The organism is Sodalis sp. RH14, from assembly GCF_047324285.1.
In the GTDB taxonomy this organism is placed as follows: domain Bacteria; phylum Pseudomonadota; class Gammaproteobacteria; order Enterobacterales; family Enterobacteriaceae; genus Acerihabitans.
This window is the reverse complement of sequence record NZ_CP178739.1, coordinates 4620895-4636436: the sequence shown is the minus strand read 5'-3', so window position 1 is coordinate 4636436 and position 15542 is coordinate 4620895. Positions and strand designations below refer to the sequence as shown.

Genomic DNA, 15542 nt, shown 5'->3' with positions numbered 1-15542 from the left:
CGTGATTGATCAATCCGCCTTTATCCATCCCAGTGCCATAGTTGAAGACGGCGCCATCATTCATGCCGGTGTACAGATCGGGCCGTTTTGCTTTATCGGCCCGCAGGTCGAGATTGGCGCGCGCACGGTGCTGAAATCCCATATCGTCATCAACGGCATTACCAAGATCGGTGAAGATAACCTGATCTACCAGTTCGCCTCCATCGGCGAAGTGAACCAGGATCTGAAGTACGCCGGCGAACCCACCCGTGTTGAAATCGGCGATCGCAACAGCATCCGCGAAAGCGTGACCGTGCATCGCGGCACCGCCCAGGGCGGGGAAGTGACCCGCATCGGCAGCGATAATCTACTGATGATCAATACCCATATCGCTCACGATTGCGTTATCGGCGATCGCTGTATCCTGGCCAATAACGCCACCCTGGGCGGCCATGTCTCGGTGGGCGATTACGCCATTATCGGCGGCCTGACCGCTGTGCATCAGTTTTGCAGCATCGGCGCCCATGTTATGGTCGGCGGCTGCTCGGGCGTGGCCCAGGACGTGCCGCCGTTTGTCATCGCCCAGGGCAATCACGCCACGCCGTTCGGCATTAATATCGAAGGGCTTAAGCGCCGCGGTTTCGATAAGGAAGCCCAACACGCCATTCGCGCCGCGTATAAGCTTATCTATCGCAGCGGCAAGACCCTGGATGAAGTAAAACCCGAACTCGACGCCATGGCGGTCCAGCATCCGGTGATTTCCGCCTTTACCGATTTCCTGGCCCGTTCGCAACGGGGTATTATCCGCTGAACATGCAGGCTTGCGCGGTGGTAATCGGCTTGGTAGCCGGCGAAGCATCGGGGGATGTCCTTGGCGCCGGCTTGATCCGCGCGCTGCGCCGGCATCTGCCCGACGCCCGTTTTGTCGGCGTCGCCGGCCCGCGTATGCAGGCCGAAGGCTGCGAAGCGTGGTACGAGATGGAAGAGCTGGCGGTGATGGGCATCGTCGAGGTGATAGGGCGGCTGCCGCGGCTGCTGCACATCCGTCGCGACCTGACCCGGCGTTTCACCGCGCTGCGCCCGGCGGTGTTTGTCGGCATCGACGCGCCGGATTTTAATATCACCCTCGAAGGCCGGCTCAAGCGGCGCGGTATCCGCACCATTCATTACGTGAGTCCGTCGGTATGGGCCTGGCGCCAGAAGCGCGTATTTAAAATCGGCAGGGCCACCGACAACGTACTGGCATTCCTGCCGTTTGAGAAAGCCTTTTACGACCGGTATAACGTTCCCTGCCAGTTTATCGGCCACACCCTGGCCGACGCCATGCCCCTCGATCCGGATAAAGCGGCCGCCCGGCAACATTTGGGCATTGCCCAGGATGCCCGCTGCCTGGCCCTGCTGCCCGGCAGCCGCGGCGCGGAAGTCGAGATGCTCAGCGCCGATTTCCTCCATGCCGCCCAGTTGCTTAGCACCCAATATCCCGGACTCGATATCCTGGTGCCGCTGGTCAATGCCCGCCGCCGCGCGCAGTTCGACGCCATTAAAGCGCGGGTAGCGCCGGATCTTCAGGTGCGCCTGCTCGACGGGCAGGCGCGCGAGGCGATGGTGGCCAGCGACGCGGCCCTGCTGGCCTCCGGCACCGCCGCCCTTGAATGCATGCTGGCCAAATGCCCCATGGTGGTGGGCTACCGCATGAAACCTTTCACCTACTGGCTGGCGCGGCGCCTGGTGAAGACGCCCTATGTCTCGCTGCCCAACCTGCTGGCCGGGCGCGAGCTGGTGCAGGAACTGCTGCAGGAAGACTGCGTGCCGGAAAAATTGGCCTCGGCGCTGGCGCCCTTGTTAAAAAAGAGTGTCGATAGCCAGGTGCTTAAAGAGACTTTTCGCGATTTGCACCAGCAAATTCGCTGTAACGCCGACGAGCAGGCCGCCCAGGCGGTGCTGCAACTCATCGCGCAGCCTGCGCGTTCACGGTAGCTATCATGATGGAATTGTTTGTTTATCCGCAGGCCGCCTGTATCGCAGGCGTTGACGAAGTCGGCCGCGGGCCGCTGGTCGGCGCGGTGGTGACCGCGGCGGTGATCCTCGATCCCCGGCGGCCGATAGCCGGCCTGGCGGATTCCAAAAAACTCAGCGCCAAACGCCGCGAATCGCTGTATGACGAAATCACCGATAAGGCCCTGGCCTGGTGCCTGGGACGCGCCGAAGCCGAGGAAATCGACCGGTTGAATATCTTCCATGCCACCTTGCTGGCGATGCAGCGCGCGGTCCAGGGGCTGCATATCCCGCCGGACTTTGTTTTAATAGACGGCAATCGCTGCCCGCTGTTGTCCATGCCGTCGCTGGCGGTGGTCAAAGGCGATAGCCGGGTGGCGGAAATCAGCGCGGCCTCCATCGTGGCAAAAGTGTCGCGGGACCGGGAGATGGCGGTGCTGGATCTGGAGTTTCCCGAATATGGTTTTGCGCAGCATAAAGGCTATCCGACGGCGTTCCATTTGGAAAAACTGGCGCTGCTGGGCGCCACGGTGCATCATCGCCGCAGCTTCGCGCCGGTAAAACGGGTACTGGGGCTGGTCTAAAAGGCCGGTATCCCGGTGGATTTCGGGTCTTCACCACAAAAAATCAACTTTTGGTAGCAGGATAATGGCCGAACCACGTTTTATTCACCTTCGCGTTCATAGCGACTACTCGATGATCGACGGGTTGGCTAAAATCGGCCCGCTGGTTAAAAAAACGGCGGCGCTGAATATGCCCGCCCTGGCCATTACCGATTTCATGAACCTGTGCGGCCTGGTGAAATTCTACGGCAGCGCGCACGGGGCCGGGATCAAGCCTATCGTCGGGGCGGATGTCCTGGTGCAGAGCGATATGCTCGGCGAGGAAATGGCGGAACTGACCATTCTGGCGGCCGATAACGTCGGTTATCAACACCTCACGCTGCTGATTTCCGAGGCCTACCAGCGCGGCTACGGCGCGGCGGGTCCGATAATCGATCGGGACTGGCTGATAAAGCATAACGAAGGGCTGCTGCTGCTCTCCGGCGGTCGCAAAGGCGACGTCGGCAAGTTCCTGATGCGCGGCAATATGCCGCAGGTTGACCAATGCCTGGCATTTTATCAACGGTATTTTCCCGATCGTTATTATCTTGAACTGACCCGTACCGGCCGCGCGGATGAAGAAAGCTACCTGCATGCCGCGGTCGCCATCGCCATCGAGCGCGGGCTGCCGGTGGTGGCCACCAACGATGTGCGTTTTATCGGCGAAGGCGATTTTGACGCCCACGAAATCCGCGTGGCGATCCATGACGGCTTTACCCTGGACGATCCGAAACGGCCGCGCAATTACAGCCCGCAGCAGTTTATGCGCAGCGAAGAACAAATGTGCGAGCTGTTCGCCGATTTGCCGGAAGCGCTGCAAAACAGCGTTGAGATTGCCAAGCGCTGCAACGTCACCATCCGGCTGGGGGAATATTTCCTGCCGCAGTTCCCCACCGGCGACATGACCACCGAGGATTTCCTGGTGGCCCGCTCCCGCGAGGGGCTGGAGGAACGGCTGGCCTTCCTGTTCCCGGACGAGCAGGAACGCAGCGTCAAGCGTGCGCCTTATGACGAACGCCTGGAAATCGAGCTGAAGGTGATCAACCAGATGGGATTTCCCGGCTACTTTCTGATCGTGATGGAATTTATTCAGTGGTCGAAGGATAACGGCGTGCCGGTGGGGCCTGGGCGCGGGTCGGGCGCGGGTTCGCTGGTGGCCTACTCATTAAAAATCACCGATCTCGATCCGCTGGCGTTCGATCTGCTGTTTGAACGGTTCCTCAACCCGGAACGCGTCTCGATGCCCGACTTCGACGTGGATTTCTGCATGGAGAAGCGCGACCTGGTTATCGACCACGTGGCCGAGACCTACGGCCGCGAGGCGGTATCGCAGATCATCACCTTTGGTACCATGGCGGCGAAGGCGGTGATCCGTGACGTCGGCCGGGTACTGGGCCATCCTTATGGTTTTGTCGATCGCATCTCCAAGCTGGTGCCGCCCGACCCGGGCATGACGCTGGAAAAGGCCTTTGCCGCCGAGCCGCAGCTGCAGGCGATCTACGACGCCGATGAAGAAGTCCGGGCGCTTATCGACATGGCGCGCAAGCTCGAAGGCGTCACCCGCAACGCCGGCAAACATGCGGGCGGGGTGGTTATCGCCCCCACCCGGATAACCGACTTCGCCCCGCTCTATTGCGACGCCGAGGGCAATCACCCGGTCACGCAATTTGATAAAAACGATGTGGAATATACCGGGCTGGTGAAGTTCGACTTCCTGGGGCTGCGTACCCTGACCATCATCAACTGGGCGCTGGAGATGATTAACGCCCGCCGCGCCAGGCACGGCCTGGCGCCGGTGGATATCGCGGCGATCCCGCTCGAGGATAAAAAAAGCTTCGATATGCTGCAGCGTTCGGAAACCACCGCGGTATTCCAGCTGGAATCCCGCGGCATGAAGGATCTGATCAAGCGCCTGCAGCCCGACTGCTTCGAAGATATGATCGCCCTGGTGGCGCTGTTCCGTCCCGGTCCGCTGCAATCCGGCATGGTGGATAACTTTATCGACCGTAAACACGGGCGCGAGGCTATTTCATATCCGGATATCCAATGGCAGCATGAATCCCTGAGCACGGTACTGGAGCCGACCTACGGCATTATCCTCTACCAGGAACAGGTGATGCAGATAGCCCAGGTGCTTTCGGGCTATACCCTGGGCGGCGCGGATATGTTGCGCCGCGCCATGGGCAAAAAGAAACTCGAGGAGATGGAAAAGCAGCGTTCCATCTTCAAGGAAGGGGCGGAAAAAAACGGTATCGACGGCGAACTGTCGATGAAAATCTTCGATCTTGTGGAGAAATTCGCCGGTTATGGGTTTAATAAATCCCACTCCGCCGCGTATGCCCTGGTCTCGTATCAGACCCTGTGGCTGAAGGCGCACTATCCGGCCGAGTTCATGGCGGCGGTGATGACCGCCGATATGGACAATACCGAAAAAGTGGTCGGCCTGGTGGACGAGTGCTGGCGCATGGGCCTGAAGGTCTTGCCGCCGGATATCAACAGCGGGCAGTATCATTTCCATGTCAATGACGAAGGCGAAATCGTTTACGGCATCGGGGCTATCAAAGGCGTGGGCGAGGGCCCGATCGAAGCGATTATCGATGCCCGCAACCAGGACGGCCATTTTAAAGAGCTGTTTGATCTTTGCGCCCGCACCGATATCAAAAAGCTTAATCGCCGCATGCTGGAAAAACTGATTATGTCCGGGGCGTTCGACCGCCTTGGGCCGCACCGCGCCGCGTTAATGAATTCCCTTAACGATGCGCTTAAGGCGGCGGACCAGCACGCCAAGGCGGAAGCCATCGGCCAGGGCGATATGTTCGGCGTGCTGGCCGACGCGCCAGAGGCGGTGGAGGCATCCTATAGCACCGTGCCGCCCTGGCCGGAACATGTGGTGCTGGACGGCGAGCGCGAAACCCTGGGGCTGTACCTGACCGGCCATCCCATTACGCGTTATCTGCGCGAAATCGAGCGTTATGCCGGCGGCCTGCGCCTGAAGGACATGCATCCCACCGATCGCGGCAAGATGATTACCGCGGTGGGCCTGGTGCTTTCCGCCCGCATTATGGTGACCAAACGGGGTAATCGCATCGGGGTCTTGACCCTCGACGACAGGTCCGGTCGCCTCGACGTGATGTTGTTCACGGATGCGTTGGAAAAATACCAGCATTTGCTGGAAAAAGACCGTATCCTGATCGCATCTGGACAGGTCAGCTTTGATGACTTCAACGGGGGTCTTAAAATGACCGCCCGTGAACTGATGGATATCAGCGAAGCACGTGAAAAATATGCCCGGGGTCTTGCTATCTCGCTGACTGACAGGCAAATTGATGACCAGCTTTTAAACCGTCTCCGCCAATCGTTGGAACCACACCGATCCGGGACGATTCCAGTGCATCTTTATTATCAACGCGAAGATGCTCGCGCCAGGTTGCGATTTGGCGCGACATGGCGTGTCACGCCGACCGACCGGTTGCTGAATGATTTGCGTACCCTGGTAGGCAACGAACAGGTAGAACTGGAATTTGACTAATATAGGAATACTATGAGTCTGAATTTTCTTGATTTTGAACAGCCGATTGCAGAGCTGGAAGCGAAAATTGACTCGCTGACCGCAGTCAGCCGTCAAGACGAAAAATTAGATATTAATCTGGATGAAGAGGTGCAGCGGCTGCGTGAAAAAAGCGTAGAGCTGACCCGTAAAATTTTCTCCGATCTGGGGGCCTGGCAAATAGCCCAGCTGGCCCGTCATCCCCGCAGGCCTTATACGCTGGATTACGTCCAGCATATTTTCACCGACTTTGATGAGCTGGCGGGCGATCGCGCCTATGCCGACGATAAAGCGATTGTCGGCGGCATGGCCCGCCTCGACGGCCGGCCGGTGATGATCATCGGCCATCAAAAGGGCCGGGAAACCAAAGAAAAAATCCGCCGCAACTTCGGCATGCCCGCGCCGGAAGGCTATCGCAAGGCCCTGCGGCTGATGGAAATGGCCGATCGTTTTAACCTGCCGCTGCTGACCTTTATCGATACCCCAGGCGCCTATCCGGGCGTCGGCGCCGAGGAGCGTGGCCAGTCCGAGGCCATTGCCCACAACCTGCGCGAAATGCCGGGGCTGCGGGTACCGGTGGTCTGCACCGTTATCGGCGAGGGCGGCTCCGGCGGCGCACTCGCCATCGGCGTGGGCGATAAGGTCAATATGCTGCAGTACAGCACCTACTCGGTGATTTCACCGGAAGGCTGCGCGTCCATCCTGTGGAAAAGCGCCGACAAGGCGCCGATTGCCGCCGAGGCGATGGGCATCGTCGCGCCGCGTCTGAAGGAACTGGAGCTTATCGACAGCATAGTTCCCGAGCCGCTGGGCGGCGCGCATCGCGATGTGCTGGCTATTGCGGCGTCATTAAAAGCGCAGTTGCTCTCCGACCTGGACGAGCTGGACAGAATGAGCGAAGAAGAGCTGCTGAACCGCCGTTATCAGCGGCTGATGAATTACGGCTACTGCTGATACCCACCCGGCCGCGCCGGCATGCGCTGCCGGCACCGCGCGGTCGATCACGGCCAAACACCCCGCCAGCGTGCGCTCGCGGGGTGTTTTTTCATGGGCCGCGCGCAACCGCCGGCGTTTGCGGCCATGGCCGTGACGAAGTCATCTATGCTTATTGGGCGGCGTAGTATTGCCAGGGAAGTTTTCAAGGGAACTTTTTAAGCGACATCTTCAGGTAAAATAGACCCAGGCTAAAAGGACCGGCTGAATGAACATCATTGCAATACTAAGTCCGGAGCGGGTATTTTATAAAAATGAACCCATCCGTGAGCTGGACGAGGCGTTGAAAACGCAGGGTTTTCAATTAGTCTATCCCACCTCGAGCGGCGATCTGGTCAAGCTTATCGAGCAGAATCCGCGCATCTGCGGCGTGATTTTCGACTGGGATCAGTACAGTATGGATCTCTGCATCGAGATCAATGAACTGAACGAATACCTGCCGCTCTACGCGTTTATCAACACCCATTCGTCACTGGACGTCAGCCTGAACGAAATGCGTATGGTGCTGTACTTTTTTGAGTACGGCCTGGGCGTGGCCGACGATATCAGCGTGCGCATCCGTCAGTATACCGACGAATATATCGACGCCATTATTCCCCCCTTTACCAAGGCGCTGTTCAACTACGTGAAGGAGGGTAAATATACTTTTTGCACCCCCGGACACATGGCCGGCACCGCCTATCAAAAAAGCCCGGTGGGCAGCCTGTTTTATGATTTTTTCGGCGCCAACACCCTGAAGGCGGATGTCTCGATCTCGGTAACCGAACTGGGATCGCTGCTCGATCACTCCGGCCCGCACCTGGAGGCGGAAGAGTTTATCGCCCGCATCTTCGGCGCGGAGCAAAGCTATATGGTGACCAACGGTACATCCACCGCCAATAAAATGGTGGGGATGTATGCCGCGCCGTCGGGCAGCACGGTGCTTATCGATCGCAACTGCCACAAGTCGCTGACGCATTTGCTGATGATGAGCGACATTGTGCCGATCTACCTGTGTCCTATCCGCAATGCCTACGGGATCCTGGGCGGCATTCCCAAACGTGAGTTCAGCCGGGAAAGCATTGCGCTGAAAGTAGCGCAAACCCCCCACGCCTCCTGGCCCGTGCATGCGGTGATCACCAATTCAACCTATGACGGCTTGCTGTATAATACACAGTATATTAAAGAAACCCTGGAGGTGGCCTCGATCCATTTTGACTCCGCCTGGGTGCCTTATACCAATTTCCATCCGATTTACCGCGGCAAAAGCGGCATGAGCGGCGACCGTATTCCCGGCAAGGTGATTTTTGAAACCCAGTCCACTCATAAACTGCTGGCAGCGTTTTCCCAGGCCTCGTTGATTCATATTAAAGGTGATTATGACGAACGCACCTTTAACGAAGCCTATATGATGCATACCACGACGTCGCCGAATTACGGCATCGTGGCGTCGATTGAGACCGCGGCGGCCATGGTGCGCGGCAAGCCCGGGCGGCGGCTGATCCTGCGCTCCATCGAGCGGGCGCTGCATTTTCGCAAAGAGGTGCAGCGTCTGCGTGAGGAGTCCGAGGGCTGGTTTTTCGATATCTGGCAACCGGAGATTATCGAGGAGGCGGTGTGCTGGCCCATCGAGCCGGGCGCGCCCTGGCACGGTTTTAACCATGCCGACGCCGACCATATGTATCTCGACCCGATCAAGGTCACCATTCTGACGCCAGGCATGGATGAGTTCGGCAACATGGCCGAGGAAGGCATACCGGCGGCGCTGGTGGCCAAATTCCTCGACGAGCGCGGCGTGGTGGTGGAAAAAACCGGCCCCTACAACCTGCTGTTCCTGTTCAGCATCGGCATTGATAAAACCAAGGCCATGAGCCTGCTGCGCGGGCTGACGGAATTTAAACGGTCCTATGATCTGAATTTGCGGGTGAGGAATATGCTGCCGGATCTGTTCGCCGAGGATCCCGATTTCTATCGCAATATGCGTATCCAGGATCTGGCCCAGGGCATTCACCGCTTGATCCGGCAACACCGGCTGCCGCATCTGATGTTAAGCGCCTTCGACGTGCTGCCCGAGATGAAAATGACGCCCCATGCCGCTTTCCAGCAACAGGTGCGGGGCAATGTGGAGACGGTGGAGTTGCCTGACCTGCTGGGACGTATTTCCGCCAATATGCTGTTGCCGTATCCGCCGGGAGTGCCGGTGGTGATGCCGGGTGAAATGATCACCGAGCAAAGCCGCGGCGTGCTGGATTTCCTGATTATGCTGTGCACCATCGGGATACATTATCCGGGATTTGAAACCGATATCCACGGCGCCCAGTTGACCGAGGACGGTCGTTACCTGGTGCGGGTGCTGAAAACCGATAGCCCGGCCTGAGGCCGCGGTGATAAGCATGCGGCATCCGGGCCGGCCGGCGGCGAACCGGTGCGGCCATTCCCCGGGCCGGCAAAGGCGGCGGTCGTGTCAGCCCATTTTCAGGCAAAGCGGCCGGCGGCCTGATACCATGGGCCCTGATCAACGCGTTCAATGGCGCACGCGATTTCCGCAATATATACACTGAATCTCTCCATCATGTCGTCGAAATCATCGTGCTGCCTTAGGGTTAATCTGGCCAGGATCAGATTATCGGCGGCGCAGAAGCTCATATCGCTTTTGCCATTTAGCGCTAACAGCTCTAGCAATTGCGTCTGCTGCGCCGGCACGGGAAAACAAGGACAAAGCAAGAAGATATCCTTATCTGTTTCATCAAAATAAATAACCACATCTTCATTAATATATAATGTGTTTTCTTCATGGGGGATAATATTATAACGGTCGTATATACCCTGCAAAAAGGTTTCCATACTCTCTCCTATACGTATTTAGAAAAGCCTTCTGCCTGGTCGGCTATTTTTTTGTCGCCAATGCTGCGGCGCAATGATAATTTGCCGAATAAAAAATTAAGTATTTTATTGTTCTTCATACATTTGTTGCCGGGAACGCCGGTGTTATGCTGCTGGATTTGCAAATTTCCGCTGTTGAGCATCACTTTCTGCATCAGCGCTTTGTTCTCTGCATCAGGCAATACATTGTCTGCACCGGTTTTACGCAGGTATTGACTTACGGCCTGATGCTTAATGACCGCATCCATTATACCGGTGCGGTCTTTTCCGCTCTTGCAGTTCCAGCAGGGGGTAATGCCTATTTCATGGGATAATAACGCCACCCGCACGGCCGCCTTGTACGGCTCGCCTTTATCGGCACGGTACGTCTTCTTGGCCCAAATTTGTTTCAGTTCGCTGGCAAGCGAAGAAACCCTGTCGGCATTATCCGGCCGGGAAGCGAGATATTCCCCCACCCAGCCTCCGTGCGCCGAGCCGGGGGAAAGATCCTTGCCGAGCAGCTTGACCAGGGCGGAGCGATTATAGGCGTCGGCTGTGCGATGTCCCAGATGCAACCGTTTCAACGCCAGCTCATTGACCCCGAAATTAAAGGCGGCGATGTTAAGGCGCAGGGTGACCCGCACCATTTCGCCTTTCTCGTTCCTGATAGGTATTTCTACCGGGCCGGCGCCCAGTTTCTCCCAGGCTTCCATCTGATCCCTGAATTGTGATTCCTCCGTTGACGGCCCGATATCCACCGGTGTCAGCAGGCTCGTCGACGTAAGCGGCAATACTACCGTCTGGCCCGCCAACGCCGCGGCCAGTTTTTCCGGATGCAGGAACAACGCGGCGGCGGCCACTTCCCTGGCCCGATTCAACGCGCCTTGTTGACGTTCCGCGCTGCCCGCTTTCAGGCCGAAGGGGCTCAGTACGCCGTGGCGGATGCCGGAAAAAAGCGGATCCCGGTTATCATCTCCCGCGTAAAACGTCGAGATCCACATATTCGTTGCATGGGTGGTTTCCTCATTGGATTTACTGCTGATCCCCTTGTTAGCATAGCCCGCGGCAAAAATATCCTGATCACCCAGTTTTATTTGCCCCGCGGGTATTAATGTACTGTTAAAGTGAGTACCGCGAAAACGAAAACTGTCTTCAACGGTATTCCAATCCAGATTGTTCAATACATCTTTACTGGACGTATTAAAAAGCGCTTTGGCCTCGCTGCTGGCTTTGCGGGAACTGCATCCGCTGTGTTTCTTTATAAAATTGGCTAACAATTTTATAATCCCTTTTTCCAGCGCCAGTACGGCCTTGTAATCCTTATTTTCCCTGGGCGTATCATCATCGTCTTTTTCATTATCCAGCATGACGGCAAAATAATTTACGCCTTCGTCGTCGCCCAATTTCTCCGCGGCGCCGAGCCCTGTCGCCAGCGCCAGCCTGCGCCGCGCCGCAATCGGGGAGCGTGGGAAACCGGCGGCTGAGGGCCTGCCCATGATATTGACCGGATGACTGATACGCGGCGCTTTCAAATGCGCAAATGTTCCGGTAACCGCCTCGCAAGGGCTAATACCCGCCACTTGACCGGTAGCGAACCGGCTGGGGTCGGCTGGACGATTAATAAGGATGTGGGAGGAACTGCTCATGGCGTTACCTGTTGCTATGCATCAATTTAATGGAAGGTGTATATAATTTAATCAGATGCTAAATCAATGAAATGGATAATTCCAGGCATTACTCCGGGCGTGAGCGTTTTATGCATCTTGCCGCGCGCATGACAGGCGGGCGAGGGCGGAGAGAGTGTGGTAAATTGCCTTTGAACGCCGGGCGGCAAACCCGGGCAACGCGCATTAACGGAATAAAAAGGACTATGCCGATGCTAAAACTACAGCAGGTGCACCATATCGCCATCATCGCGTCGGATTACCCGCGCAGTAAGCAATTTTATTGCGACATCCTGGGGTTCACGTTGTTAAGCGAGGTATATCGCGCCGAACGCGATTCCTGGAAAGGCGATTTGGCGCTCAATGGCGACTATATTATCGAGCTGTTCAGTTTTCCCAACGCGCCGGCCAGGGTCAGCCGCCCGGAGGCCCGCGGTTTGCGCCACCTGGCGTTCAGCGTGGCGGACGTCGCCGCGGCCGTCAGCGCGCTTCATATCGACGGCGTCGACTGCGAGCCGATCCGCATCGATCCCCTGACCGGCAGGCGCTTTACCTTTTTCGCCGATCCCGACGATCTGCCCCTGGAACTCTATGAAGCCTGATGACGGGGAGGTGCTTCGCCGCCATATCGCCGCCAGGCTTGAGCGGCGCAGAACGGTGCTGGTGGCCCTGAGCGGCGGACTGGACTCCACGGTGCTGTTGGATGCGCTGGCATGCCTGCGCGGGCGGCAACTGCCCGATCTCGCCCCGCGCGCGGTCTATGTTCATCATGGCTTGAGCGCCCATGCCGATGATTGGGCGCAGCATTGCCAGGCGCTGTGCCGCCATCTGGCGATTCCGTTCCAGCAGGTCAGGGTGAGCGTGGATCCCGCCGACGGCGGTATTGAAGCGGCGGCGCGCTCCGCGCGTTACCAGGCGCTGGCCCAGGCGCTGCTGCCTGGAGAGACATTGCTGACCGCCCAGCATCAGGACGACCAAAGCGAAACGCTGCTGCTGGCGCTAAAACGCGGCAGCGGACCGGCCGGATTGTCGGCCATGGCCGCCGCGTCGCCTTTCCACGGGCACGAGCTGCTGCGTCCTTTACTCGATATCAGCCGGGCGCAGCTGCGCGACTATGCCGAAAGCCGGCGCTTACGCTGGATTGAGGATGAGAGTAACCAGGATCAACGCTTCGATCGTAATTTTCTGCGCCTGCGCATTCTCCCTCTGCTTAAGAAGCGCTGGCCCCATTTCAGCCGGGCGGCGGCGCGCAGCGCTACGCTTTGCGCCGAACAGGAAACCCTGCTCGACGAGCTGCTCGCCGAGACGCTGCAACAATTAACCCGCGATGACGGCTCACTCGAACTGGCGCCGATGATGGGCATGAGCGCTATCCGGCGCGCGGCCGTATTGCGCCGCTGGCTGGCGTCGTTTGGCATGGCCATGCCCGCGCAGGAACAACTGGCCAGGATCTGGCAGGAGGTTGCGTTAAGCCGCCAGGACGCCGAGCCCATGATGCGGCTGGGTGACCGGCAGATCAGGCGGTTTCGCCAACGCTTGTTTATCCTGCCGCTGTGGCCCCCGCTCAGGGGGCGGGTGCTATTATGGGAGGACACCGGACAACCGCTGCCGCTGCCGGAGGATCTCGGTCTGCTGCGCCTGGGTTCCGGCGGCGGGGCGGTGCGCCGGCCGCGGATGGACGAGCGGGTAAGCGTGCGGTTTTCGGCGACCGGTACCCTGCATATCCTGGGCCGGCGCCATGGACGATCGGTAAAAAAATTATGGCAGGAGCTGGGTATCGCGCCCTGGCAGCGCGAGCGCACACCTCTGGTGTATTACAATGAGCAGCTGATAACCGCACCCGGCATCTTTATTACTCACGAAGGACAGGCCGGGGAGGAGGAAACAGGCCTGAATGTGGAATGGATACGATAGAGTTACGCTAACGGGTAGCAATCCTACTGCCCGTCAGGAAGGAAGGGGCGAGGGGGTTATTCGCTAACCACCACTGTACCGAGTTCAGGATGGGTGAAACTGGCAATATGGTCCAGCCGTATTTCATGGCTGCCGCCAGCGTCATCGATAACCAGATACTCGACATGTTTTCTTGAGATCATATCGCGCGCCGTGCCGGCAACGGTATCTCCATTCTTAAGCGTCAGAGTGAGGACCCAGTGGCGCTGACAGGCGAGCTCAAGATTATCGTAATCATCACAATTAATGGGTTGATATTCTTCATTCGTTGACATAATAGCTCACCTACTTGTTACGGCGGTAAATACCGCCTGTTCCCTGAGGGAGGATGAAGTGCGATTTTCATCCGCCGCTCATCCCGCCTACATCTTTCAACAGTATTTCCTTATCAGACTATAGCACAGAGCGCCCCTATCCCTGGAATAAATGGTTTAGGAATTAATAGAGCCGACACTATGCATTTACCGCTTTTCTGGCGGCCGACGGGCGATGTCAGGTACACTGCCGGGCAAAGCATATCTTACGGAATCACCATGGCGTTAAAAGCGACTGTACATAAAGCGGCGGTCAACATCGCCGATATGGACCGGAATTATTTTTCCGATGTTAATCTGGTACTGGCCCAGCATCCCTCGGAAACACCGCAGCGCATGATGCTGCGGCTGCTGGCATGGATTTATCATGCCGACGATCGCCTGGAGTTTACCCGCGGCCTCAGCGCCGAAGATGAGCCTGCATTATGGCTGCGCAACGATCACGGTGAACCGGAGTGGTGGATTGAGCTGGGGCTGCCGGAGGAAAAACGGCTGCGTAAAGCCTGCCACCTGGCGCGCAATGTGGTGCTCTATGCCTATAACGAGCGCGCGGCGCGGATTTGGTGGCGACAGGTCGAGCCAATGTTATCCCAGCACGACAACCTGAGCGTTTATTTTGTCGACGATGCGCAAATGGCGCAGCTGGCCGCGCTGGCGGCGCGTAATATGTCTTTGCAGGCAACACTGCAGGACGGATTGATGTGGCTGTCGGATCAGCAAACTCAGCTGGAAATTACCCTGGCGACCTGGAAAAACGCGGCTGGCTAAGGACTTTGGCTGCGCCGATAAGCCCGAGCCGCACAGCGGCGTCGACGATGCATCCCCAGAAGAAGTTGCGCGGTTCATGGCGAATGGCCCGCGTAATAAACGCTATTTAATATCCCCCCGGCACCGGCGCAGCGTAATGATTAAATATTGATTAACCTGATCCGCGGTTGACGCTTAGCCGCCGCAAAAGATAATGTTCGCCATTGATTATAGCCTCTTCCAATCATCAACCTGATCACCGTGAATAAAAAAGGATATAATATCTATGCTAATAGCGAATGCAACTCAACTTTTTTCTATTATTTCTTTCTTTAATAATAAAACGAAAATAAATAATTCGCCGCAAGTCACCTGGGGAGCGCATAGTCTAACCAACGTTTCAAATAGAGAACAACATGGGGAGGGCGTCACAATACGTCAGTTTAAGAATGATGAAAATAAATTTTATGGCAATAAAGATATATTAAAGGCTTCGCATCCAGTAATCAATGATACGTTGCTGTACTATTTGCGCTATGGCAGTGAGGCTATCTCCGGCAATAAATGGCTGGAGGAATTACCGCCTGAGGAACAACGGGAGGCGAGAGGAGTACTTTGCGCAGTCAGAGATGCCGCTGAACGCGTTCATCCGCTATCCCGGCAAAAGATTCGATTTACCGCGGCGCTGCTTGAGGCGTTCGCCTCGATCAGACTGCCCGGTTTCTCTCTTATGCCATCAAAAATATATTCAGGATGGGACGATAGCGCGGCTATCGTCCCGCTAAAGGCGCAGCCAGCCCGGGATGGATCGCCATACCCCGCCATTATTACCCGCTCCGTGGTTCCCGCGGAAAGAATATCGCAAGGCAAAATAAAAAAAAAGCAGAGCAGATAAGCGATAAAATCT

The 15542-nt window shown here is 57.2% G+C and carries 13 protein-coding genes; 10 read left to right on the top strand and 3 right to left on the bottom strand.

What is annotated here, in order from left to right; genetic code table 11:
- Position 1 precedes the first annotated feature (1 nt).
- The 6 genes from lpxA to ACL2XQ_RS21095 all read left to right on the top strand — a co-directional run bounded on the left by lpxA (position 2) and on the right by ACL2XQ_RS21095 (position 9472).
- A complete protein-coding gene (lpxA, locus tag ACL2XQ_RS21120; RefSeq protein WP_410013725.1) occupies positions 2–790 on the top strand; it encodes an acyl-ACP--UDP-N-acetylglucosamine O-acyltransferase in 789 nt (262 codons plus the stop codon).
- A gap of 2 nt (positions 791–792) precedes the next feature.
- Positions 793–1956, top strand: coding sequence for a lipid-A-disaccharide synthase (gene lpxB, locus ACL2XQ_RS21115; RefSeq protein ID WP_413739650.1), 1164 nt, complete (start codon positions 793–795; stop codon positions 1954–1956).
- A 5-nt stretch (positions 1957–1961) separates the two neighbouring features.
- Positions 1962–2558 (top strand): ribonuclease HII, encoded by a 597-nt coding sequence (gene rnhB, locus ACL2XQ_RS21110; RefSeq protein WP_410013727.1) that lies wholly within the window; start codon positions 1962–1964, stop codon positions 2556–2558.
- A gap of 64 nt (positions 2559–2622) precedes the next feature.
- The gene (dnaE, locus tag ACL2XQ_RS21105; RefSeq protein WP_413727753.1) at positions 2623–6105 is read left to right on the top strand and encodes a DNA polymerase III subunit alpha; all 3483 of its coding nucleotides are present in this window, start codon (positions 2623–2625) and stop codon (positions 6103–6105) included.
- A 12-nt stretch (positions 6106–6117) separates the two neighbouring features.
- A complete protein-coding gene (gene accA / locus ACL2XQ_RS21100; protein WP_410013729.1) occupies positions 6118–7077 on the top strand; it encodes an acetyl-CoA carboxylase carboxyl transferase subunit alpha in 960 nt (319 codons plus the stop codon).
- A 247-nt stretch (positions 7078–7324) separates the two neighbouring features.
- A complete protein-coding gene (locus ACL2XQ_RS21095) occupies positions 7325–9472 on the top strand; it encodes a lysine decarboxylase LdcC (RefSeq protein ID WP_410013730.1) in 2148 nt (715 codons plus the stop codon).
- 98 nt (positions 9473–9570) lie between these two features.
- Here the strand turns inward: ACL2XQ_RS21095 and ACL2XQ_RS21090 are convergent, their stop codons facing one another.
- Complete coding sequence (locus ACL2XQ_RS21090; protein ID WP_413732038.1) at positions 9571–9939, bottom strand: hypothetical protein; 369 nt, start codon at positions 9937–9939, stop codon at positions 9571–9573.
- 8 nt (positions 9940–9947) lie between these two features.
- A complete protein-coding gene (locus tag ACL2XQ_RS21085; RefSeq protein WP_413739649.1) occupies positions 9948–11453 on the bottom strand; it encodes an inositol phosphate phosphatase SopB in 1506 nt (501 codons plus the stop codon).
- 380 nt (positions 11454–11833) lie between these two features.
- Here ACL2XQ_RS21085 and ACL2XQ_RS21080 point away from each other — a divergent pair, with 380 nt between their 5' ends.
- Entirely contained in the window at positions 11834–12223 is a 390-nt protein-coding gene (locus ACL2XQ_RS21080) for a VOC family protein (protein WP_413739648.1), read from the top strand.
- Positions 12213–13535 (top strand): tRNA lysidine(34) synthetase TilS, encoded by a 1323-nt coding sequence (gene tilS / locus ACL2XQ_RS21075; RefSeq protein ID WP_413739647.1) that lies wholly within the window; start codon positions 12213–12215, stop codon positions 13533–13535. The genes ACL2XQ_RS21080 and tilS overlap by 11 nt, the downstream gene beginning before the upstream one ends.
- A 56-nt stretch (positions 13536–13591) precedes the next feature.
- On the opposite strand, the gene rof is transcribed toward tilS, so the two are convergent.
- Positions 13592–13849 (bottom strand): Rho-binding antiterminator, encoded by a 258-nt coding sequence (gene rof, locus ACL2XQ_RS21070; RefSeq protein WP_410013735.1) that lies wholly within the window; start codon positions 13847–13849, stop codon positions 13592–13594.
- A 258-nt stretch (positions 13850–14107) separates the two neighbouring features.
- Here rof and ACL2XQ_RS21065 point away from each other — a divergent pair, with 258 nt between their 5' ends.
- Entirely contained in the window at positions 14108–14656 is a 549-nt protein-coding gene (locus tag ACL2XQ_RS21065) for a YaeQ family protein (RefSeq protein ID WP_410013736.1), read from the top strand.
- 265 nt (positions 14657–14921) lie between these two features.
- Complete coding sequence (locus tag ACL2XQ_RS21060) at positions 14922–15530, top strand: hypothetical protein (protein WP_413739646.1); 609 nt, start codon at positions 14922–14924, stop codon at positions 15528–15530.
- The last annotated feature ends 12 nt before the right edge of the window (positions 15531–15542 follow it).

Bases quoted from the DNA above. Each gene is read 5' to 3' on its own strand.
- lpxB (WP_413739650.1), top strand. From the start codon at position 793: ATGCAGGCTTGCGCGGTGGTAATCGGCTTGGTAGCCGGCGAAGCATCG.
- rnhB (WP_410013727.1), top strand. From the start codon at position 1,962: ATGATGGAATTGTTTGTTTATCCGCAGGCCGCCTGTATCGCAGGCGTT.
- dnaE (WP_413727753.1), top strand. From the start codon at position 2,623: ATGGCCGAACCACGTTTTATTCACCTTCGCGTTCATAGCGACTACTCG.
- accA (WP_410013729.1), top strand. From the start codon at position 6,118: ATGAGTCTGAATTTTCTTGATTTTGAACAGCCGATTGCAGAGCTGGAA.
- ACL2XQ_RS21095 (WP_410013730.1), top strand. From the start codon at position 7,325: ATGAACATCATTGCAATACTAAGTCCGGAGCGGGTATTTTATAAAAAT.
- ACL2XQ_RS21090 (WP_413732038.1), bottom strand. From the start codon at position 9,939: ATGGAAACCTTTTTGCAGGGTATATACGACCGTTATAATATTATCCCC.
- ACL2XQ_RS21085 (WP_413739649.1), bottom strand. From the start codon at position 11,453: ATGGGCAGGCCCTCAGCCGCCGGTTTCCCACGCTCCCCGATTGCGGCG.
- ACL2XQ_RS21080 (WP_413739648.1), top strand. From the start codon at position 11,834: ATGCTAAAACTACAGCAGGTGCACCATATCGCCATCATCGCGTCGGAT.
- tilS (WP_413739647.1), top strand. From the start codon at position 12,213: ATGAAGCCTGATGACGGGGAGGTGCTTCGCCGCCATATCGCCGCCAGG.
- rof (WP_410013735.1), bottom strand. From the start codon at position 13,849: ATGTCAACGAATGAAGAATATCAACCCATTAATTGTGATGATTACGAT.
- ACL2XQ_RS21065 (WP_410013736.1), top strand. From the start codon at position 14,108: ATGGCGTTAAAAGCGACTGTACATAAAGCGGCGGTCAACATCGCCGAT.
- ACL2XQ_RS21060 (WP_413739646.1), top strand. From the start codon at position 14,922: ATGCTAATAGCGAATGCAACTCAACTTTTTTCTATTATTTCTTTCTTT.